The sequence below is a fragment of the Sphingorhabdus lacus genome, assembly GCF_009768975.1.
GTDB classification, from domain to species: Bacteria; Pseudomonadota; Alphaproteobacteria; order Sphingomonadales; family Sphingomonadaceae; genus Sphingorhabdus_B; species Sphingorhabdus_B lacus.
On the sequence record NZ_CP035733.1, the window covers coordinates 2,274,446 to 2,295,249 of the forward strand.

Annotated in this window: 21 protein-coding genes; 13 read left to right on the plus strand and 8 right to left on the minus strand. The window is 56.8% G+C overall.

What is annotated here, in order from left to right; genetic code table 11:
* The 4 genes from EUU25_RS10680 to msrB all read left to right on the plus strand — a co-directional run bounded on the left by EUU25_RS10680 (position 1) and on the right by msrB (position 4,073).
* Positions 1-933 carry an ABC transporter ATP-binding protein gene (locus tag EUU25_RS10680; protein ID WP_158900845.1) on the plus strand — a complete coding sequence of 311 codons (933 nt, stop codon included), beginning with the start codon at positions 1-3 and terminating at the stop codon, positions 931-933.
* Positions 930-2,156 carry an ABC transporter permease gene (locus EUU25_RS10685; RefSeq protein WP_246162673.1) on the plus strand — a complete coding sequence of 409 codons (1,227 nt, stop codon included), beginning with the start codon at positions 930-932 and terminating at the stop codon, positions 2,154-2,156. Before EUU25_RS10680 ends, EUU25_RS10685 begins: the two co-directional genes overlap by 4 nt.
* Before the next feature lie 91 nt (positions 2,157-2,247).
* The gene (locus EUU25_RS10690) at positions 2,248-3,528 is read left to right on the plus strand and encodes a cytochrome P450 (protein WP_158900848.1); all 1,281 of its coding nucleotides are present in this window, start codon (positions 2,248-2,250) and stop codon (positions 3,526-3,528) included.
* A gap of 62 nt (positions 3,529-3,590) precedes the next feature.
* The gene (gene msrB, locus EUU25_RS10695) at positions 3,591-4,073 is read left to right on the plus strand and encodes a peptide-methionine (R)-S-oxide reductase MsrB (protein ID WP_158900850.1); all 483 of its coding nucleotides are present in this window, start codon (positions 3,591-3,593) and stop codon (positions 4,071-4,073) included.
* A 3-nt stretch (positions 4,074-4,076) separates the two neighbouring features.
* Here the strand turns inward: msrB and EUU25_RS10700 are convergent, their stop codons facing one another.
* On the minus strand, positions 4,077-4,715 hold the full coding sequence (locus EUU25_RS10700) for an ankyrin repeat domain-containing protein (protein ID WP_246162674.1): 639 nt from the start codon (positions 4,713-4,715) through the stop codon (positions 4,077-4,079).
* Positions 4,716-4,788: 73 nt separating this feature from the next.
* Between EUU25_RS10700 and EUU25_RS10705 the strand changes: the two genes are divergently transcribed.
* From EUU25_RS10705 to EUU25_RS10720, 4 genes are read left to right on the plus strand one after another with little or no spacing between them, the layout of a single operon-like run.
* On the plus strand, positions 4,789-5,424 hold the full coding sequence (locus EUU25_RS10705; RefSeq protein WP_158900854.1) for an SCO family protein: 636 nt from the start codon (positions 4,789-4,791) through the stop codon (positions 5,422-5,424).
* Positions 5,425-5,432: 8 nt separating this feature from the next.
* The gene (locus EUU25_RS10710; RefSeq protein ID WP_158900856.1) at positions 5,433-5,867 is read left to right on the plus strand and encodes a YcgN family cysteine cluster protein; all 435 of its coding nucleotides are present in this window, start codon (positions 5,433-5,435) and stop codon (positions 5,865-5,867) included.
* Positions 5,836-6,558, plus strand: coding sequence for a M48 family metallopeptidase (locus EUU25_RS10715; RefSeq protein ID WP_158900858.1), 723 nt, complete (start codon positions 5,836-5,838; stop codon positions 6,556-6,558). The genes EUU25_RS10710 and EUU25_RS10715 overlap by 32 nt, the downstream gene beginning before the upstream one ends.
* Before the next feature lie 9 nt (positions 6,559-6,567).
* On the plus strand, positions 6,568-6,756 hold the full coding sequence (locus tag EUU25_RS10720; RefSeq protein WP_158900860.1) for a DUF1272 domain-containing protein: 189 nt from the start codon (positions 6,568-6,570) through the stop codon (positions 6,754-6,756).
* 29 nt (positions 6,757-6,785) lie between these two features.
* On the opposite strand, the gene EUU25_RS10725 is transcribed toward EUU25_RS10720, so the two are convergent.
* Positions 6,786-7,601 carry a hypothetical protein gene (locus EUU25_RS10725; protein WP_158900862.1) on the minus strand — a complete coding sequence of 272 codons (816 nt, stop codon included), beginning with the start codon at positions 7,599-7,601 and terminating at the stop codon, positions 6,786-6,788.
* A 74-nt stretch (positions 7,602-7,675) separates the two neighbouring features.
* Complete coding sequence (gene purD, locus EUU25_RS10730; RefSeq protein WP_158900864.1) at positions 7,676-8,947, minus strand: phosphoribosylamine--glycine ligase; 1,272 nt, start codon at positions 8,945-8,947, stop codon at positions 7,676-7,678.
* On the opposite strand from purD, the gene xseA reads away from it, so the two are divergent.
* From xseA to EUU25_RS10745, 3 genes are read left to right on the plus strand one after another with little or no spacing between them, the layout of a single operon-like run.
* Positions 8,946-10,358 (plus strand): exodeoxyribonuclease VII large subunit, encoded by a 1,413-nt coding sequence (gene xseA, locus EUU25_RS10735; RefSeq protein WP_158900866.1) that lies wholly within the window; start codon positions 8,946-8,948, stop codon positions 10,356-10,358. The two genes, purD and xseA, sit on opposite strands and share 2 nt — an antisense overlap.
* A gap of 44 nt (positions 10,359-10,402) precedes the next feature.
* A complete protein-coding gene (locus EUU25_RS10740; RefSeq protein WP_158900868.1) occupies positions 10,403-10,606 on the plus strand; it encodes a DUF2093 domain-containing protein in 204 nt (67 codons plus the stop codon).
* Positions 10,607-10,637: 31 nt separating this feature from the next.
* The gene (locus tag EUU25_RS10745; RefSeq protein WP_158900870.1) at positions 10,638-11,564 is read left to right on the plus strand and encodes a peptidoglycan DD-metalloendopeptidase family protein; all 927 of its coding nucleotides are present in this window, start codon (positions 10,638-10,640) and stop codon (positions 11,562-11,564) included.
* Between the two features lie 15 nt (positions 11,565-11,579).
* Here EUU25_RS10745 and EUU25_RS10750 read toward each other — a convergent pair whose 3' ends face one another.
* The 4 genes from EUU25_RS10750 to EUU25_RS10765 form a co-directional block, all read right to left on the minus strand.
* On the minus strand, positions 11,580-12,113 hold the full coding sequence (locus EUU25_RS10750) for a hypothetical protein (RefSeq protein ID WP_158900872.1): 534 nt from the start codon (positions 12,111-12,113) through the stop codon (positions 11,580-11,582).
* A gap of 77 nt (positions 12,114-12,190) precedes the next feature.
* Positions 12,191-14,437 (minus strand): putative bifunctional diguanylate cyclase/phosphodiesterase, encoded by a 2,247-nt coding sequence (locus EUU25_RS10755; RefSeq protein WP_158900874.1) that lies wholly within the window; start codon positions 14,435-14,437, stop codon positions 12,191-12,193.
* Positions 14,438-14,520: 83 nt separating this feature from the next.
* Positions 14,521-15,498, minus strand: coding sequence for a HupE/UreJ family protein (locus tag EUU25_RS10760; protein ID WP_246162677.1), 978 nt, complete (start codon positions 15,496-15,498; stop codon positions 14,521-14,523).
* Complete coding sequence (locus EUU25_RS10765; protein WP_158900876.1) at positions 15,495-16,331, minus strand: peptidyl-prolyl cis-trans isomerase; 837 nt, start codon at positions 16,329-16,331, stop codon at positions 15,495-15,497. Before EUU25_RS10765 ends, EUU25_RS10760 begins: the two co-directional genes overlap by 4 nt.
* Before the next feature lie 117 nt (positions 16,332-16,448).
* Here EUU25_RS10765 and EUU25_RS10770 point away from each other — a divergent pair, with 117 nt between their 5' ends.
* Both EUU25_RS10770 and EUU25_RS10775 read left to right on the plus strand, forming a co-directional pair.
* On the plus strand, positions 16,449-18,395 hold the full coding sequence (locus tag EUU25_RS10770) for a TIR domain-containing protein (RefSeq protein ID WP_158900877.1): 1,947 nt from the start codon (positions 16,449-16,451) through the stop codon (positions 18,393-18,395).
* Between the two features lie 28 nt (positions 18,396-18,423).
* Positions 18,424-18,690, plus strand: coding sequence for a hypothetical protein (locus EUU25_RS10775; protein ID WP_143777504.1), 267 nt, complete (start codon positions 18,424-18,426; stop codon positions 18,688-18,690).
* A gap of 7 nt (positions 18,691-18,697) precedes the next feature.
* On the opposite strand, the gene EUU25_RS10780 is transcribed toward EUU25_RS10775, so the two are convergent.
* The gene (locus EUU25_RS10780; RefSeq protein WP_158900879.1) at positions 18,698-20,707 is read right to left on the minus strand and encodes a trypsin-like serine protease; all 2,010 of its coding nucleotides are present in this window, start codon (positions 20,705-20,707) and stop codon (positions 18,698-18,700) included.
* Between the last annotated feature and the right edge of the window lie 97 nt (positions 20,708-20,804).

Sequence of the window (20,804 nt, forward strand, 5' to 3'; positions counted from 1 at the left end):
ATGTATGCAATCGAGGCACAGGGACTTGTCAAGCAGTTCGACGGATTTCGGGCGGTAGACGGCGTAAATCTGAAAGTTCCGTTGGGCAGCATTTTTGGTGTTTTGGGACCAAATGGTGCCGGCAAGACGACGATGTTGCGCACATTGCTCGGCATTATTGATCCTGACGAAGGTGTGCGCACCCTGCTCGGTTCGGACCGGCCTATTACTCAGTCGCGCAATGTGGGCTATCTGCCGGAGGAGCGCGGTCTGTATCAATCCATGCGCGCGGTCGATACCATCGCATTCATGGGCGCGCTGCGTGGCCTGTCGCTCAAGGAAGGCAAAGAGAAAGGCCGCGCGTTGCTGGAAGAGGCAGGCCTCGGCTATGCCGCCGACCGCCAGATCCGTCAGCTTTCCAAAGGCATGGCGCAAACCGTACAGTTGATGGGTACCATCGTGCATGATCCCAAGTTGATCGTGCTGGACGAACCCTTTTCAGGCCTCGACGCACTGAATCAGGCTAAGCTGGAAAAGATGATCCGTGCCCAGGCAGCAAAGGGTGTGACCGTCATTTTTTCGACCCATGTCATCGCGCACGCCGAACGGCTATGCGAACGCATCGCCATCATTGCCAAAGGCAAAATCAGTTTCGACGGGCTCGTATCCGAAGCCCGCGACCGGTTGCGCCCGCAGGTGCATCTGGAAACCGAAACGCTGGATGGTGTATGGCGCAAGGCCTTGCCTGCCGACACACGGGCCGAGGGACATTGGTGGCATTTCACCTTGCCCGAAAGCGGGGTGGAACCACTTTTGACGGCACTGGTGGAAGGTAAGGCAGGAATTAAATCCCTCTCGATTGAGCGCCCTGGCCTCCACGATGCCTTTGTTGCCATTGCCGGGGAATCGGTGGCAGCCGAAATGGATGAACCCGTAGCTGGAGAGACATTGTGAAAGAGATTTTCCGCGCTGCGATGGTTATCGCCCGCCGCGACTTCACGGCAATCATCTATTCCAAAGCCTTTATCTTTTTCCTGCTGGGCCCCTTCTTCCCGGTTCTGGTAGGCATCGCCGCGGGAAATCTCGGCGGACAGATTGCACGCGAAGCCGCACAACCTGTGGTCGGGCTTGCCATGGTCCAATCGGATTCCGAAAAATTGTTGAAAGCGCGTGAAACGCTCGCGGTTAATATGGGCGAGAGCTACTTCACCCAGATGAAAATTGTAGGCGATCCTGCGCGCGACGGGGCCACGAACCCCCAAGATTATCTCAAAAAGAAGGAAGATAATCTAAGCGTGGTAGTGACTGGAAGTTTGCAAGACCCCACGGTCACGGGGACAAGGAGGGCGGTCGAGAGGGAAAGCGCCGGCATCGAATTGCTTGCGGCCTATGCCAAGAACCCTTCGGCGATGAAATTACCCGAAGCGAAAGCCGACTTCGTGGCGGAGACCGCCAATAACGACAAGCAGTTGCGGACCGTCACCGCCCAAGGCGGGCAAATTCTGGTCTTTTTCCTGACGATGTTGCTGGCGGGCATGGTTCTATCCAATCTTGTGGAAGAGAAATCGAACAAGATTATCGAGATATTGGCTGCCTCCATTCCCATGGAATCGGTATTCTTGGGTAAGCTGTTTGCGATGCTTGGCATGGCGCTGCTCGGCATATTTGTCTGGACGGCTGTGGGCGGGATCGGCCTTCAGGTCGCGCAAGGCATCCCCAATTTTCCCACGCCAGCGGTGGGTTGGCCGATTTTCATAACGCTGTGCTTCACCTATTTCATCATGGCCTATTTGATGCTCGGGGCGTTGTTCCTCGGAATCGGCGCAATGGCGGCAACGGTGCGCGAAGTGCAGACTATTTCGATGCCCGTGACCATGGCGCAGCTCATCAATTTCTTTTTCGCATCCTATGCCTTGACGAAAACCGGCCAGCCGGTCGAACAATTCGCAGCAATCTTTCCGTTCAGCTCACCGTTCGCGATGATCGGCCGTGCGGCTTTGGAGCCCAATTTGTGGCATCACGGCGTAGCCATTGTCGGCCAAATCCTATTTGCCATCCTTCTGCTCCGTCTTGGGGTCGTTCTGTTCAAGCGCAACGTCATGAAGTCCGGAAATGCGGGCCGGATCAAAGATGCAGGCAAGCGCAAATTGTTCGGGCTCATCACCGTCCGGGGGTGAATGGTTTAAAATACGAGATCAGTTGCTTATCGAAACGGGATTGACATATTTGTCAGTAGTGGCAGTTTCAGCTTCGAGAGGAGTTTATAAAATGGCCACTGCCCCCGTCTTCGAAAACGATTCGCTTCCCTGGGAAGTCAACAAGGCACCGCATGAGTGGGATGTCACCCGCCCGGAGATTTACACCGAAGACCGCTGGCACCCGATATTCAAGGAAATGCGCGACAAAGCGCCGATCAACAAGATCGAAGGGTCCGATTTCGGAAGCTATTGGAACGTGACCACCCTCAAGGCTATCCAGCATGTGGAAGCCTTGCCCGACATATATTCGTCCTCGTTTGAACATGGCGGAATCACGCTGATCGACGATGATGCGTTGGCCGAACCTATTCCGGACGACCAGAAGATTGTCATGCCGATGTTCATTGCCATGGACCGGCCGAAACATACCGAGGAACGGCGCGTGATCGCTCCAGCCTTTACGCCGGGTGCGATGGAGCAAATGTCCGTCGATATTCGCCGCCGCACGGGTGAACTTCTCGACTCGCTACCGATCGGCAAGGCTTTCGACTGGGTCGATCTGGTGTCGATTGAACTGACGACGCAGATGCTGGCTTTGCTCTTTGATTTCCCATGGGAGGATCGCCGCAAGCTAACCGAATGGTCCGATTGGGCCGGTGACGTGGAACTGTTCCGCACGGAAGAAACGCGCAAAGCGCGATTGGAAAAGATGTTCGAAATGGGCGCCTACTTCCAGCGTCTGTGGGATGAGCGCAAAGATCGCGGTGAAGCACCTGATCTCATCAGCCGGATGATCCATTCACCGATGAAGGACATGACGACCTTCGAATATATGGGGAATCTGATCCTGCTGATCGTGGGCGGAAATGACACGACCCGCAATTCCATGTCGGGTTATGCCTATGGCCTGCACTCCTTCCAGGACGAGCGGGAAAAGCTGGAGAAAAATCCGGAGTTCATTCCCAATGCGGTTAGTGAAATCATCCGCTGGCAGACACCGCTGGCGCATATGCGGCGCACAGCGCTTCGCGACCATGACCTTTTTGGTGCGCCCATCAAGGCAGGGGACAAGATCGGTATGTGGTATTTGTCGGCCAACCGAGATGAAAGTGTTTTTGACAATCCTGACAAGCTGATCGTCGACCGTGAAAATGCGCGCCGACATCTCGCCTTCGGCTATGGCATCCATCGTTGTGTGGGTGCGCGTCTCGCTGAATTGCAAATTCGCATCCTGCTCGAAGAAATGGCCACCCGTCGACTGCGCCCCAATGTGGTCGCCGAACCCGAGCGCGTCTCAGGTTGCTTCGTGCACGGTTACCGCAAGATGATGGTGGAACTTTCCAAATATTGAGATGAAACCTTTTAGCGGAATGACGCGTATTTAAGCCTGTCACCAGATAGAGGATATTCGTCATGAAGCTGAGCAAGCGTCAATTTTTTTCCTTGGGCAGCATAGGCGTCGCCGCGTTCATGTTTGGATGCGGCAAGGACGCAACGGCTAAAGCCCGCTTTGCTGTCACACTGACAGATGCGGAATGGAAAAAGCGGCTTTCCCCCGCCGCCTATCGCGTGCTGCGTCAGGAGGATACGGAAACCCCGTTCACCAGTTCGTTAAACAAGGAAAAGCGCAAGGGGACGTTTGTGTGCGCAGGCTGTAACCAGCGCCTGTTTGCGTCCAACACCAAATATGACAGCGGCACCGGTTGGCCCAGTTTCTGGCAACCGTTGGCCGGCGGCGTCGGCACAAAGACCGATTACAAGATCGGTTTGCCTCGTACCGAGGTGCATTGCGCGCGCTGCGGCGGCCATTTGGGTCATGTCTTCAACGACGGACCGAAGCCCACAGGCAAACGCTATTGCATGAACGGCGTCGCGATGAAGTTCGTCCCCGGCTAAGACTTATTTGGGGTCGCCAATCCCCGAAAAGTCCAGCTCGGCCGGCTTTTTCGTGGCATCCGTTTTGCCATTATTTTCCAGGATTGCGACAATCGCCGTGGCGCGGCCATCCTGCTTGGCATAGTCGCGGGCAGAGTAGCCCGCGCGGCTATCTTTCTTATCGGGATTGGCACCCGCTTTCAGCAGCGCGCGGACGGCTTCGGCATTGCGCAGTTGCACCGCCAGAATCAGGGCTGTTTCACCGGAACGGTTGGTCTGGTCGACCTGCACCTTTTTCTTCACCAGCAAGTCGATGCCCTCGACATAGTTAAGCTGCGTGGCGAGCATCAGCGGCGTTGTACCCTTTTTATCGGCCAGATTGGGATTGGCTCCCTTTTGCAACAAGTAACCGAGCCAGGTCGAATCGCGGCGGGTAATCACAATATGCAACGCTGTTTCACCGCTGGTGCTGTCGCGTGTATTGACGATGACGGTGCCCGGTTCCGACAGAAATTTCTCCGCCTCTTCACCCTTGCGTTCGCGTACCGCCTTCAGGAAGTTATAGCTGTCCGAAAACTGGGCTTGGGCTGGCGGCGCGACGACCCCGGAAGCCACAGGAAAGAGTGATGCCGCCAGCAGAGCCAAAATCATTTTCTTGTTCACGAAAAACTGCCCCATAAAATACAACCCAAAATACTTGATATCCGTGCATTAGCAGACCATGTCTGGCCCCGCTATGAACAAAAATCCCCGTATCGCGCTATCCATCGCAATTTCGCCCCTTCTGCTTGTCTTGAGCGCCTGTAATCAGGAACCCGCCCAACCTTCGCTAACCGAAGCTCCCTTGGCCGGAGCTGCCATTGGCGGTGACTTTACCCTGACTGATCAGAATGGGAAGAAGCGGACGTGGAAGGAATTCGACGGTCAATATCGTATCGTCTATTTCGGCTACACCAATTGCCCGGATATCTGTACGCCAGACATGCAAAATTTGATGGCAGGCCTGAAAGCCTTTGAAAAAACCAAGCCCGAATTGGCGGCCAAGATTCAACCCATTTTCATTACAGTTGACCCCAAGCGCGATACGCCTGACGTGCTCAAGCAATTTGTCGGCGCTTTCCATTCGCGCGCCCTTGGACTGTCAGGCACTGATGCCGAAATCGCGGACGCCGCCAAGAAATTCGCCATATACTCCAGCCGGGTCGAAGGCTCATCCCCTGAAAATTACCTGATGAGCCACAGCCAGACACCCTATTTGATGGGGCCGGACGGTAAGCCTATCGCGATATTGCCCGCCGATCAGCCGAATACGGATGCCAATGAAGGTGCGCCGAAACTGGTCGAAGCCGAACTCGAAAAGTGGGTTCGCTGAACCAACCGATGGCCGAAACACCCTTCTGGGAAGCTCCGATCGAAACGCTTGACCGCGCGCAGTGGGAAGCGCTGTGCGATGGATGCGGCAAATGCTGCCTGAACAAGGTGGAGGATGAAGATACCGGACGTATCTATCCCACCAATGTCGCGTGCAAATTGCTAGACCTGAGCACATGCCGCTGCGCCGATTATCGCAACCGGAAAGCCATTGTACCCGAATGCCTTCGTCTGACCCAGCGCAAGATTGATGACTATGTCTGGCTGCCATCGACATGTGCCTATGTCCTGCGCGCCGCAGGACAGCCGCTGCCCGAATGGCATTATCTCGTCAGCGGAAGTACCGAAACGATTCATGAAGCTGGCATGTCGGTCAAAGGTCGGGCAATATCCGAACTGCATGCTGGACCGCTTGAAAACCATATTATCGAACAGCCTCTCTGACCCGGAGGTGGATATCGAAGGCGAAAGCGTTCCGGTGCGTATCCGGCGCAACCCGCGTGCCCGCCGGATTTCGATGCGCGCCGATGCGGTGAAGCGCGAAATCCGGATTACAATGCCCCATTATACTCCGACTACCGTCGCGCTCGATTTTGTGTCGAAGAAGCGCGAATGGATTGCCGCGCGGCTGCAAAGCGCGCCGGATGCAGCGCCCATAGGCCCGGGCGGTGAAATCGCGGTAGAGGGCGAAAGCCATCGCATTGAATGGCGCGAGGAGTGGCCGCGCACGATCCGGTGCGGCGAAGGCATGATCCGGCTCGGTGGCCCCGAAGCATCGGTTGAAGCGCGTGTCCTACGCTGGCTGAAGGCGGAGGCGCGGCGGATTTATGAAAAGGAAATCCGGCATTATTGTGAAAAAGCCGCCGAACCGGTGCCGCGGCTGTCGCTGGGCGATCCCCGAAGCCGTTGGGGCAGCTGTTCCAGCCGAGGCACGATATCGCTGAGTTGGCGCCTCATCATGGCGCCGGTTCATGTCCGGCGATCCGTCATCGCGCATGAGGTCGCACATATGCGGCATATGGACCATAGCCCGGCTTTCTACGCTTGGCTGGATGCGTTATATGAAGGTGACCGAAAAACGGCGGACCGTTGGTTGAAAATGCACGGAACCGGTTTGCAAAGGGTCGGACGATAGGAGGGCTTGATGCTGGAAATGCGCGACACATGTGAAATTTGTGCCACACCGCTGCCATGGGAAAGCGAGGATGCACGGATCTGCAGCTATGAGTGCACATTCTGCGCACCTTGTGTCGACGGACCGCTAGCCGGAAAATGCCCCAACTGCGGCGGAGTTCTGCAACCCCGGCCTACGCGGATTCGGAAGACAGCTTAACCCCTCCCGCTTACGGGAGGGGCGCCGTATCAGCCTTTGGTAATCTCGCTGCCGAGCGCGCCATATTTCTTTTCGAAACCGGCAACATCTCCTGCGACCAGAAGCGAGGCCTGATCAACCCAGTTATCACGGGTAATCCGTCCGGCAAATGTGCCGAGCTTGCTGTCCAGTTCCGCCACATCGGCAGCCGTCATCTTGGCAACCTGCGCAAAGCTGGTCACACCGAGCGATTTAAGCAGCGTATTCAACTTCGGACCGACGCCCTTCAGCAATTCGAGATTGTCGGGGATAACCGGTTTTGCAGCCGCTTTCGGCTTTGCTGCGGCTTTCGGCTTTGGTGCCGCTTTGGCTTTCGCTGCAGGTGCCTTGGGCGCGGGTGCCACAACGGCTTTCTTCGTCGCTGCCTTGGGCTTGGGCGCGGCTTCGGCTTTTGCCTTTACCGGCGCTTTTGCAGCTGCCTTGGCGGCTGGCTTTGGCGCAGGCGCTTTAGCTGTGACAGCTTTTTCGGCTTTTGCCTTGGGGGCAGCAGCTTTTGGAGCCGCGGCCTTTTTTGCCGCCGGTTTGGCCGGTGCAGCTTTGGTAGCAGCAGCCTTTAAAGGTGCCTGCGCTTTTGCAGGCGCCGTCTTCGATGCTGGCGCTGGATCGTCCATTAATTTGGCGGGTGCAGCGACTTTAGGTGCCGCAGGCGGAGGCGTGGCTGCAACCGGCGGAGCAGGAACAGCCTTGGGCGCTGCTGCATCCTTGGTCCCTGAATCCTTTTTGACCGATCCAAGTGCGAGCAACCACCACATCAATGCAGTGAAAATGATAATGGCGCTTACGATAATCAACAAAGATGCAGTCATGATTTTCTCCCCGAAACGGCCCTCAACTCAACACAGCAGGTTAAGCAAATTTTCGAAGAAAGCAAAAGCGCAAATCAAATAGCCGATTCACGCTCCACTTCGCGCCAGCCGATGTCACGCCGATAGAAGCCGGTGGGGAAATCAATCGCCTCAATCGCCGCATACGCGTTGCGCTGTGCTTCGGTCACATTGACACCCATGGCTGTCACATTGAGCACCCGGCCACCATTGGCAACCAACTGGCCCTCTTTTTCCGCCGTACCTGCGTGGAACACCTTCGCCTGTGTCACATAATCAATGGAAATCGCGCCACCCTTTTGCGGCGTGCCGGGATAGCCTTGGGCGGCCATGACAACCGTCAAGGCTGAGTTTGGGGAGAAGCCCGGTGCGGACTCGGCGGACAGGCCTCCTGTCGCGACGGCGTGCATAAGCGTCACCAGATCGCCTTGAAAGCGGCTCATCAATACCTGGCATTCCGGATCGCCAAATCGGGCATTATACTCGATCAGCTTCGGACCCTCTTCCGTCAGCATCAGTCCTGCAAACAACACACCGGAATAGGGCATGCCTTGTTCCGCCATATAGCCAACGGTCGGCTGGATAATGCGCTCCATCACCTCGTCCTGCAGAAGCTGGGTCAAAACCGGAGCGGGCGAATAGGCCCCCATGCCGCCTGTATTCGGGCCGGTGTCGCCATCGCCCACCCGCTTATGGTCCTGTGCCGAGCCGAAAGCGACGACATCATGGCCATCGGTCAGGGCAAAGAAACTCACTTCTTCGCCCGTCATAAACTCCTCGAGAACCACGGCGGCCCCGGCATCACCAAAGCCACCGCCGAACATGTCCTCGATGGCCGCCTCCGCATCCGCCTTGCTCTCCGCAATGATCACGCCTTTACCTGCGGCCAGTCCATCCGCCTTGATCACATAGGGAGGCTTGAACTCATCAAGCCCGGCCAACGCAGAGGCTTTGCTATCATGGCGACGGTAGCCGGCCGTTGGAATGTTGGCCGCTGCGCACATATCCTTGGTAAAGCCTTTCGAGCCCTCGAGTTGCGCTGCATTCCGGTTCGGTCCGAAGACAGATATGCCCGCCTCACGCAAGGAATCGCCAAGACCATCGACCAGAGGGCCTTCCGGCCCCACCACCACCAATCCGATGTCATGTCCTGCACAAAAGCTTATTACTGCAGCATGGTCGGATACGTTCAGGTCAACAAGTTCGGCATCTTCTGCGATGCCAGGGTTGCCGGGGGCGGCGTAGAGTGTATCACAGGAGGGTGACTGTGCGAGCTTCCAAGCAAGCGCATGTTCACGTCCGCCTGAACCGATGAGCAAGATATTCATGTCCGACAACGCCCCTTTTAACGACCCCAACGGCCCAACTGCGCGCCTGTTAGCCGAGGAGCGCCCCGGCGACAATGCCCAGGCCATGAGCGTGTCGGAATTGTCGTCCGCACTCAAGCGTACGGTTGAGGACCGTTTTGGCCATGTTCGCGTCCGCGGCGAGATTTCCGGTTTCAAACGGGCGGCTTCCGGCCATATCTACTTTAGCCTGAAAGACGAGAATGCCCGCCTCGACGCCGTTATGTGGAAAGGCGGCGCGGCCCGCCTGCCCTTTGCGCCTGAAGATGGTCTGGAGGTCATCGCTACTGGAAAACTGACCACCTATGCGGGCCGTTCCAACTACCAGATTGTCGTCGAAAGCCTCGAAGTCGCCGGCGAAGGCGCGATGATGTTGCTGTTCGAAAAACTGAAAGCACGTCTTGCGGCTGAGGGGCTTTTTGCACCCCAGAAGAAAGTCCCGATACCCGCGCTTCCCCGCACCATAGGCGTCGTCACATCCCCCACCGGCGCGGTGATCCGCGATATCTTGCACCGCCTTGCCGACCGCTTTCCGAGCCATGTCCTTGTCTGGCCCGTGCTCGTGCAGGGTGAAGGCGCCGCCGCCCAGATCGCCCGCGCCGTCAACGGCTTTTCCGCTCTGCCCACCGATGGCCCGGTTCGGCGACCCGATCTTGTCATTATCGCGCGTGGTGGCGGGTCAATCGAGGACCTATGGGCGTTCAACGAGGAGGTGGTGGTGCGCGCGGTTGCCGATTGCACCATACCGACTATCTCGGCCGTCGGCCATGAAACCGATACTACGTTGTGCGATTTTGCCGCAGATGTCCGCGCGCCGACCCCCACCGCCGCCGCCGAAATGGCCGTACCGGTACGAAGCGAATTGCTTCAGCGGGTCGGTCAGGCCGCGCTGCGTATGTCCGGTGCCGTCCGTCGCCATGTCGACCGCGCGACCGAACGGTTGGAGGCGCAGCGTCGCCTGATGCCCAAATTGACCGACCTGTCTGCCCCGCACCAGCAACGCACCGACGAACTGGCCGAACGGTTGCGCCAATCGCTCCGCACGCGGGTAGGTAAAGCCGAACTCGCCTTTTCCGGCCCGGCCCAGATGCTACACCCCCGATTGTTGGCGCGGCGGGTGGATCAAGGGCAACAAAGGCTGGATGCACTGGCGCGGCTCGCGGGCAGCCTGCATCCCGAAGCTCCGTTGAAACGCGGATTTGCACGGGTTACCGATGCCCACGGCAGGACAATTCTTACCCGTGAGGCGGCACAATTGGCAGGCGAGGTCGGCTTGCGTTTTGCCGATGGTGAGATTGGCGCCACGGTACATGGTGCGACGGCACAGCCCAAAAATGCATCCCCCAAGCCACCGCGCCCCGCCCCAAATCAGGGCAATTTGTTCGACGGCTGAATGCTGTCATTGCCCATTCATGCACATTGCGCCATAATGAGGGGATGTTGATGTCGAGCAAAAACAAAGTCGCACGCCTGCACTATATGGCGAACGGATTCCGCCTCTTGAGTCCGGGGGATCATGTGCTGTGTGCAGTGACTGGACAAGCCATCCCTCTGGAAGAATTGCGCTATTGGAGCGTGATCAAGCAGGAACCCTATGCCAGTGCGGAGATTTCGACACGGGCAGCGCTCGGACAGGGTTAACGACCGGATGCATGGACGCAGTTCGGTCCTGATGATCGCTTTTGCGGCGCTCGCAACCTGCACAGCGACACCGCCACAAGCGTCCACACCGGCACGCAGCGCGTCCGTTCCAGTTGAACCTCCCGCCATCACGCCTGCACCCGCGCGCTCCACCACAGCTCAGGTCGAGAGCATGCGGCCCGATTTCTGGTTTTCTACCCCTGCGATCCAAGGCGGCCTCGTCACCGCCCGAGCGCCCAGCGGCGCGCGCGCGGTCCTTTTTAACGGTGCCGAACTTCCCTTAACTGCTGAAGGTTTTTTCCTGATAGGTTTCGACCGCGATGCGGAAAACAGCGCCAGCCTTGTCGCCCTGTTTTCCGATGGGCAGCGTAAGGAGCATTATCTTCCCGTTGCACCGGGTAACTGGAAAATCGAACATGTGGCCGCCAACCCAACCGGCGGTGCAAAAACCACTGAGGAATTTCAGGCGCGGCGCGGACCGGAACTCGCCCGTATCAACGCGGCCCGGGCGACGCGCGTGGCAAGTGATGGATGGCGGCAGAATTTTATCCGCCCGGTCGCAGGACGGATATCCGGACTGTTCGGGGCGCAACGCATTTATAATGGCACACCCGGAAGCTACCACAGTGGTATGGACATCGCAGCGGCGGCTGGCACGCCCTTTGTTGCACCCGCCGACGGCGTGGTCACACTCGCCGCCGCAGAAGACGTCTTCACGTTAGAGGGACATTTGCTGATGATTGATCACGGCATGGGCCTCAACAGTGCGTTCCTGCACTGCTCCGAACTGTTGGTGCGCGAAGGCGATGTGGTGAAACAAGGGCAGGTCATCGGCAAAGTCGGTGCCACCGGGCGTGCCAGCGGACCGCACCTGCACTGGGGCATGAAATGGAATAGCGCGCGAATTGACCCCAGGTTGGTGATCTCGGCTGTTTCGCCAAGCGGCAACGGCCCTTAGTTCCCAAAACTTCGCTTAATTCACCCGCCGCATGCGGATGGCGCGCTGGCCATTGATATTGGCGAAATAGCTTCCCATTGCCGCTTCACGGATCTTGATTTCGTTACCGCGTTCCGGATTTTTGCGCATGACTTGGGCATCGATCTGCACCCAGCGCGCGCCATCGTCGAGCAGGATCGTCCATTTCCCGGGGCTGGCTTGATAGGCAGAATCGATTTTGGCGACGAGCTCGAACTTTTCCTCTTCTTTGCCGTCATTGCCGAATATCTTCAGCTTTGGGATGGAAAAGCCGAACAGGCCACGCCGTGCCTCTTTCATCGACGCCTTATCGGCAAGGACGAGCTCGTCTTTCTTTTCGGCCTCGTCCATTGCGGCGACCTTCGCATCATAGCAGGACAACCGTTCAGTGGGGTCGGTAATGGTGCGGCAGTTTACCAATTCTTCGAAAATGGGGGGACGCGCCTCGGTTAGCTTGTCGTCCTTGGCCAAGGCGGGCGATGCCACCAAAGCCAATGCACCGATGAGGCCGATTTGCCTGAATTTCCGCATCCTATTCCCTCTCGTTTAGACAGGGAGCGGTTTTACCCTTCAATCGGGCAATTTCGCAAGCGGGGAATGGTCTAAACTCAGCCAGCCTTCCAATCGCTCACCGTGCTGAATACCGGCAGGGATTTGGGGCGTGGCTCGGCTTCGGTCGATTGGTAATAGCCGGGCGGCAGATTGCTGATCGGCATGCCGGCCGCGGCAAGCATATAGGGGGATATCCGGCGGCTCGTGCACAAGCCGCCATTGCCATCGTTCACCAGACGCTCTTCAAAAGCCAGACCCTGCTGATGCCCCATGGAGCGCACAACGGTGGACACGGCAAGCTGACCGTCGCCGAAATCGAGCACGAAATTCGTGCCTTCGGGTACGTCCAATATGCCTTCTATCAACGCGCCCGACACCGACAGATTGCGCAGAACAACGTTGTAGCAATGGTTTTCATGGATCGCGCCAATCTTGCGGAACATCGACAGGCGGTCCCCGCGCGTCACTGCTGGGCCAGAAGGACTAATGGACCATTCCCCGGCCTGCAGCCGTTCGAGCAGGACTTCATTACTGACTGCCTGGCTGTACACATATCCCTGGACATGGCTGACATTGAGGTCGCGGATCATGGCCAACTGATCGAGGGATTCAATGCCCTCCGCCGTGGTATCCATATCCAGCGCATCGGCGAGCGCCACGATGGCGGCGATGATCGCACCGTCACGGCTGCCCGGTTCGGTCGCGGTGCGGACAAAGCTCTGGTCGATTTTGATCTTGTCAAAAGGCGCGGTTCGCAAATAGCCGAGCGACGAATATCCCGTACCAAAGTCATCAAGCGCCAGGCGGACACCTATCTTCTTCAGCGCCTGGAACATGGCGTCGGTATCGGAGCTTTCCTGCAGGAAAACGCCTTCTGTGATTTCAAGCTCCAACCTGTCCGGCGAAAGGCCCGACGTGGAAAGGGCGCCTTCGATAAGTTTGGGCAGCAGGTCGTTTGCAAACTGGATGGGCGATACATTAACAGCCACGCGCAGCCTTCCGGGCCAGGTCGCTGCCTGTTCGCATGCCTTTTGCAACGCCCATTCGCCGAGTTCGCCGATGAGGTTGGTTTCTTCGGCAATCGGGATGAACAGCGCGGGCGATATATTGCCACGTTCAGGATGATTCCACCGGATCAATGCTTCGAAGCCTGTGACCACGTTGGTTTTGGCATCCACGACCGGTTGGTATGCAAGCCATATCTGGTCCTTGGCGAGCGCATCGCGCAGATCTTCTTCAAGTACGCGCCGATCTTCGGCCGCTTGCAGCAGCTCGCTGGAATAGAAACGGAATCGCCCGCGACCGCCGCCTTTTGCCGCATAAAGCGCAAGGTCGGCGTTGCGGATCAATTCTTCGCTGCTTTGCCCGTCAAAGGGGCTGACCGCTATTCCAACCGAAGCGCCGATGATGCAGCGGCTTCCATCGACGGAATAGGGATGGGACAGGCTCTTGATGATCTTCTCGGCCATGTCGCCCAATGCGCCACGATCATCAACGTCCTGAAGGATGATCTGGAACTCGTCGCCGCCAAGACGACCGATCTTCTCGCGGTCGCCAACAACCTTGATCAGCCGCTCCGCGACCTGCTTTAGCAACGCATCGCCAGCTGGGTGACCCAGCGTATCGTTGACATGCTTGAACCGGTCGAGGTCAATCAGCATGACCGAGCAGGCACGCCGTTGCTGTTTAAACGCCGAAAGTGTCGTTTCGAGAAGCTTGCCCATCCGGAAGCGGTTCAGCAGGCCGGTTAGCGAATCATATGTGGCGAGACGCGAATTGTCCTTGGCGCTGATCCGCTGCGCCGTGATGTCGGTGCCGCTCCCGCGATATCCGCCAAAATGGTCAGGTGTATGGAAATAAGGACGCCCTGACACAGACCACCAGATTTCGCCTTCACCCGGCTTGGCGGCCTGCAGGGGGAGGTCGTCGAATTTGGACTGTTTGCGTAAGATAAAGGGCAAGGTGCGCTGGTGCCCGGCAGCCTCATCGGCTTGCTGGAAGAGACTGGTGAAGGGCGCACCGATCAGCTCGTCACGGGTTTGGCCAAGCAACTCGCAGACAGATTCGGTAAGGTAGGTTATGCGGCCTTCGGCATCGGTCGACCAGAACCAGCCACGCCCGCTTTCTTCGTAATTTTGCAGCAGCAAAAGCGCATCTTTTGATGTGCCGCCGATAGCGTTGATCGCAAGTTGCGCCGGTTTGGCGACAGAGCGTGCGGTAATTTTTCCGAACAGGCTGGACGAGCCTTCAGACGGCGTGTCTGAATTCTTGCCACCACCCCATGAAAATTTTCCTGCCGCCATTTTACAAAATGCCTAACTGATCCAGTCAGGAAAGTTAGCAGCAAGCTCTTTCAGAATGGTAAATATTCCCTTGTTTCGGGCGCTTACGAAAAGGTGCGTTCGATAAACCAATAGCTCGCCGTGATGCCGATGGCATAGGTCGCCAGTTTCACCACAGGAAGCAGAAGAGCATCTGAAACGCGCCGCAAAGTAGCCAGTAGGAGCAATGTGAGCGCGACAATCATAATCTGGCCGACTTCAACACCCAGATTGAAGGTCAATAATGCGACCGATATGTCCTGCTCCGGCAGGCCGATTTCCTTCAGCGCCCCCGCAAAACCAAAGCCGTGCAGCAAGCCAAACCCGAAGGCGACGACCCAAGGCACCCGTTCCGATAGACGCGCTTCGCCAGGCTTTCGCTTGATTATTTCAACAGCCAGAAAGAGGATGGAAAGCGCAATAACACTTTCAACGGGTTGCTGTGGCAGTCCAATCAACCCCAAAGTTGTGCCCACCAACGTCAGCGAATGGGCGACGGTGAAAGCCGTAACCGCCTTGGCGATTGTCCAGAAGCCCGACAGCAAGAGAACGAGGGAAACCACGAACAGCAAATGATCGTAGCCAAAAAGGATGTGGTCGATGCCGGTGACAAAATAGGTCCACGCTACTTGCCAGCCGCTCGCCTTTTCCTGAATGGAAACCTGAGGCTCGGCAGGCGTGAGACGCAGGGCTTGCACAGGACGACCAAGCGGAGCAACCCGCACCAGAACGTCCGACTGCGCGGTTTCTATGCCGTCGAGGCCGATAAATTGCCCCGCAACCTCTCCTTTGCACACTACAGCGGACCGCGTTGTGACGGCCGCGTTCGCGATGTCCCGTTGCGGTTCTCCTGTCAGTGCGCAGCCTTTGGGCAAGAGCGGAGCGGTGGATGGCGTGAAACCGCCCTGCATCGGAAGCTTCCAAACCAGCATCCACTGTGTGGCAGATTGCTGGGTGAATTCCATATATCCGGGCCGTAATTCATCCGCTCGCGCAGGGGTGCCAAGCGCGAGAAGGAGCAGCAGAAACAGCAGCCTGATCACGGCTTGGCAATCTTGATCGTGTAGGCGTCCAGCAGTGCTTGATAGGCCTCCGCTTCACGTGCATTGGCGCCGCTGACACGCCAGTCATTTTCGACCCTTTGCCGGACGGCATCAAGCGTTGGCTTACCCGATGCCTTTCTGGCACGGACCCGAACGAGATGTTCACCAAAGCCGGATTGGACAGGACCTGTCCAGCTGTCCAATGGCGAAGTAGACAAGGCCTGCGTGAAGGCGTCGCCAAATTGGCGGGCAATGTCCGATGCGGAGCTTTGTTCCAAGGCGCGAGGCAGCGAAATTGATTTGCCCTGCGTGCGCCAATCCGCACCTTGAGCAATGCTTTTCAATATCGCGGTGCCGTCCTGTGCCGTTTCGCCAAGATAGATCTGGTCAAAATCATAGATGATGTCGGTGGCAAAACGCTCGGGATGGCGGTCCAGCCAGTTTTGCAGGGTTTTCTCGTCGGCCTGCGCGTTTTCAACCTGCGCCTTGGCTAGAAACTCCATTTTGGAGCGAAGGCGGCGCCGAATGACCGTATCGTCCTCGTCCAGACCAAGCCGTTTAGCTTCCCGATAATAGACCTCTTCCTTGATATAATCCCGGATCAGGCCATCAATCTCGGCTTGGGTCGGAGGGCGTCGCCATATCTGCTCCCAACTGGCGGACAAGCGCGCCACTTTGTCTTCGGTGATGTGGATCGTCCGGCTTTCGGCATCGACGCCCCCACCGCGCCAAAGCGACAAAAGGAAAACCAGAAAGCCGGCAATCAAAAAATGGACAAGAGGTTCACCCAACAAAGAGCGAAGACGAGATGGAGACTTTTCTGGGCCTGTCATTTTATTTGCCTAAAGCGCCATCAAAACGGTTGCAAGCACCGATAAACAATGTGAGAAATAGGTGAATTTCGGGCCTGAAATATCGGGCTTTGCTGCAACTGGGGGGCACGCACCGATTTGACTGAGAGCGACCCGATAACCGACGCAACCGATACGCAAAAGTCGACTGTGTTTTTCAGTTATTCGCGTGAAGACCAGGCACGTGCAATTCCGATAATCGGGCTTATTCAAGATGCCGGTTTCGCCACATGGTGGGATGGCATGCTGGAAGGCGGCGAGCGTTTTTCCCGGTCGACCGAAGAAGCGTTGGACAGAGCAAAGGCAGTCGTTGTGCTCTGGTCCAAAACATCAGTCCAGTCGCACTGGGTTCATGATGAGGCCACCCGCGGACGTGACCGGAGTATCCTTATCCCTCTGTCGCTCGACGGTACGGAACCACCCTTGGGGTTTGGCCAGTTTCAGGTCATCAACCTCGCACAATCCAAAATGGACAGCTCCGATACCGAAATATTACGGATGCTGCGCGCGATTGCAGCTTCCCACCGCGCCGTACTAAACATGCCCGCACCGGTTGCGAAAAACGGTTTTAAGATCAACCGCCGCTGGGCAATAGGCGGCGGACTTGCGGTGGCGGCGGGTGCTGCCGGTTTCGCGGTGTGGAAGACCGATGTATTTGGCGGCCCCTCCACACGCAACAGCGTCGCCGTTTTGCCTTTCGACAATCTCAGTGGCGATCCTGAACAACGTTATTTCTCAGATGGTCTGGCATCAGAAATCCGGTCCAATCTATCGCGCAATGCATTATTGGAAATTGTCGGGCAAACATCATCAAACCAGTTCCGCGATCGAAAAGGCAATATTCAATCCATCGCCCAGGAATTGAAGGTTTCCTACCTGCTCGACGGCAATGTGCAGCGGGTTGGCGACAAGGTCAAAATAGCGGTCGAGTTGACCGATGGCCGCAGCGGCACAAACAAATGGTCGAAAATTTTTGAGCGCCAATTGTCGGATATCTTCGCGGTACAAAGCGAAATCGCCACGGCAGTCGCCGGGGCACTGTCCGCAGCGATGGACGATAGTTCAGCAGGTAAGAAGGCATTACAAGTCGGTGGCACCCGCAGCCTGACAGCCTTCGACGCCTATTTGCGCGGACGCGAACTTTTTGAATCGCATATTGACGAGGCGTCGGAACGTGCAGCTTTGGCAAAGCTGGAACAGGCTATTGCAATTGACCCCGATTATGCCGCCGCGCGGGCGCTCCGGTCGCGTACCCTTGCCGTTATCGCCAACCAATATGCCACGGCAGTCGAGCGGAAAGCTCTCTACTCAGAAGCGGTGAATGAAGCCCAAAAGGCAGCCAAGGCAGCACCGAATTTTGCGCCGGCCTATGCCGCACTGGGATACGCCTTGTTTTACGGGCGGCTTGATGCGGCAGCGGCCCGTAAGCCGTATGAGCAGGCATATGCACTGGCGAAAAGCGATGTCGATGTGCTGAGCCGCTATGCCGTATATTGTGCGCGGACAGGAAGGTTCGTCGCGGCGGAAACCGCAATCAATCGGGCCGCGATACTTGACCCGCTCAATTCCACGATGTTCAAGTCCGCAGGCAATATCAAATATGCGGCAAAGGCTTATCAAGAGGCGATCAATTTCGGGCGCAAAGCGCTTGCCCTCAATCCGCAGCGCAGCACCCTGCATGGGGACATTGGCAATGCCTATCTGATGCTGGGCGATGTCGATAAGGCGCAAGCAGAATTTGCGCTGGAAACAAACAGCCTGCTTGCGCTGCCGGGGAATGCGATCATTGCGCAGAAAAAAGGCGACTTGGACAAGGCAAAGGCAGCGCTTTCGGCGCTCATCAGTGAACATGGCGACAACGCACTTTACCAACAGGCGCAGATACTGGCGCAATGGGGCCAGAAGGAGGACGCTTTTGCGACGCTCCAAAAGGCCTATGATGCCGGGGATTCCGGACTGGTCTATTTGCTGAACGATCCGTTCCTGGATCCGTTGCGAGAGGACGCGCGGTATAAGGCCTTGCTAGGACAACTGAAATTCGTGTAAACTCGTGTTTCCTGAAGGGGGAAAGAATATGCGTAAAATTGTAACATTGTCAGCAGCTGCATTTCTGGTTCTGGGCGTTACCGCCTGCAACAAGCCCGAAGCCGAAAAAACATCGGAAGAGGTAGTAGCTGAAGAAACCGTGGTTGCCGAACCTGCCGTTGAAGATTCAGCCGCCAAGACCGAAGACGGCGCAACGGAAACCAAGCCCGCGGATCAGGGTTCAACCGATCAAGGCTCGACCGATCAGGGTTCAACTGATCAGGGTTCGACCGACCAGGGTTCGACAGACCAATAAGATACCTTTAAGGTAGGGATATTACGGTGCCGGAGAGCGCGCGTACGCGTGCCTCCGCTGCCTTTATCCATGTCGTAAACTGAACCAGATCCACGAAGAGAGAAGGGTTTTGCTGCCCATTCTCATCTGCGCCGCAGCCCACACCTCCCGACACAAGGCCGACCTGCACAACGCGTCCATTCACTTCCTGAACAACTGGACCGCCGCTATCTCCGCGGCAACTGAAACTATTTCCTGCTTGCGTTCTGCGCTGCGGTGTTACGGCACAAATCTTCTTGTCGATATCGGTATAGCCGGGAATCTTGCGGCATCTGTTGGTATCGAAAACCTCCATATCCGCAATGCGTAGACGTGCTTGCGGGAATTGTGGTCCATCTTGTGTCTGTTCATGTCGTTCGCCGCGTTTGACAACTTCTGTAAAGCCCCAGCCCAGCACCTTGATGGTGCCACCGGTTGTCGCGCGCTGAAACCCGGGAATATCTGCGGGTAGGTCGACGGGTCTCTGCGGGGCAGCAGCGGCTTTAGGTTCAATCCGAAGCAGCGCAATGTCATCCTTCTGCCCGCCCGGCTTGTATCCGCTATGAACCACTGCTGAAGCAATCCGGTACCGCGCGCCACCCACTGTCAGATTTTGTGTGCCAACCAATATCTCGCGCATCTTGAGAAGATTTTTATCGTCCAACGGCGGTTTTGCTACGCAATGGGCTGCGGTCAGAACGATGTTCGGTGCAATGAGCGATCCGCCACAGCGGTGATAGCGTTGAAAGGGTAATTGCTGCTTCAACCATTTGCCATCACCAAGCAGCCTGGCGTCGGCGTCCAACTGCTGCTGACTATAGGTTTGGTTGGAATAAATCTGCACTTGCCATGGTGCATAGCCTGCTCGGACATATGAGCCGCCGCCGACTCTTACGGAAGTCCGAGCACTTATTACCACCGCATCTAAAGTCATGCCCCAGCTTGCATCGAACTCGTCAGCCATGCGTGGGATCCGGATATCCTGACCCGACAACAGGGCGCATAACGTTTCTTCTGCTCGCGTCCGGCAATTTGCAGGATTCAGCGTTGCCGGGTCGAGATTGAACAAAGCGGAGTTGATAGGCTGGTCTGAACGAATGGTGATGAACCGGTTTCGACCCGGCCTAATCACGAAAGACTTTTGCTTATCTTCAAGCAAAGCGCCGGGTGCGACCGGTGCTTCACTAGCGAGCAAAAGTTGCAATTCCAGATCGGGATCAATCACCAATAAATATAGATACTGCGCCGTTTTGCCCTCGTTACGCACGCCCAGGCTTACACGATCATTTTTCCGCAAATCGGTAAGTATCGAACTGCCCGACAATGGACACTCCCGTCCACCTGTTTCTGCGCAGAGTGTGTACTCTGGAACCTGGGGTGTCTGTGCAAATGCTACGACAGCTCTAGCCCGGATGATTTTGCGTATCGCGCGATCAAAACGAACGCCAAAATCCGGTGCGTCAGGATCACCTATCATGACACCATATTCCATCGGCTCTTGAACTGCTTCGACGTCATAATTGTGGGTGAAAAAGGAAATGTCCTCCGCTGGCGCAATGTTGCGAGCCGGCGGGTTGAGCATATCCAGCAAAATGATCTGGCGGACATCCTCGATCGAGCGGCTCATTTCAAACTCTGCTGGCCAGCCGATGCGCAAGGCAGCACTTTTCGTTACAAGCGCCTGCATCCGATCAAGATCGGCGCCCAGATTTGTACGGAAGCCGATTGCAACGGGCTGATATTCGGAGCAGCCCTCATTTCCTGTCACCGTTTCGCCAATCACCGCCCCGGGAGCGACCCGTTCCGGCGCGCACGAGGGCAAAGGCGGCGGGACATAGGGCGGGACGGTTTCATCGTCCGCTATTGTCCCATCATCCGTTTCGAGTTGTTGCGCATAGCCAGGCTGGCTTGCGAGCGCGCTTACGCCGAACAAAAGGCCAATGGCCAATTTGTGGCGGAAAGACCATGAAGTTTGGCGATTTGCCTGTAAGCGACGCATCCAATACCCCTCCCCAAAGGTGGTTTCGGTGCGACCCTACGAACTGGATAACATGACTTTACACTGGACACGACCCCAATGTTCGGGGTCGTTATAC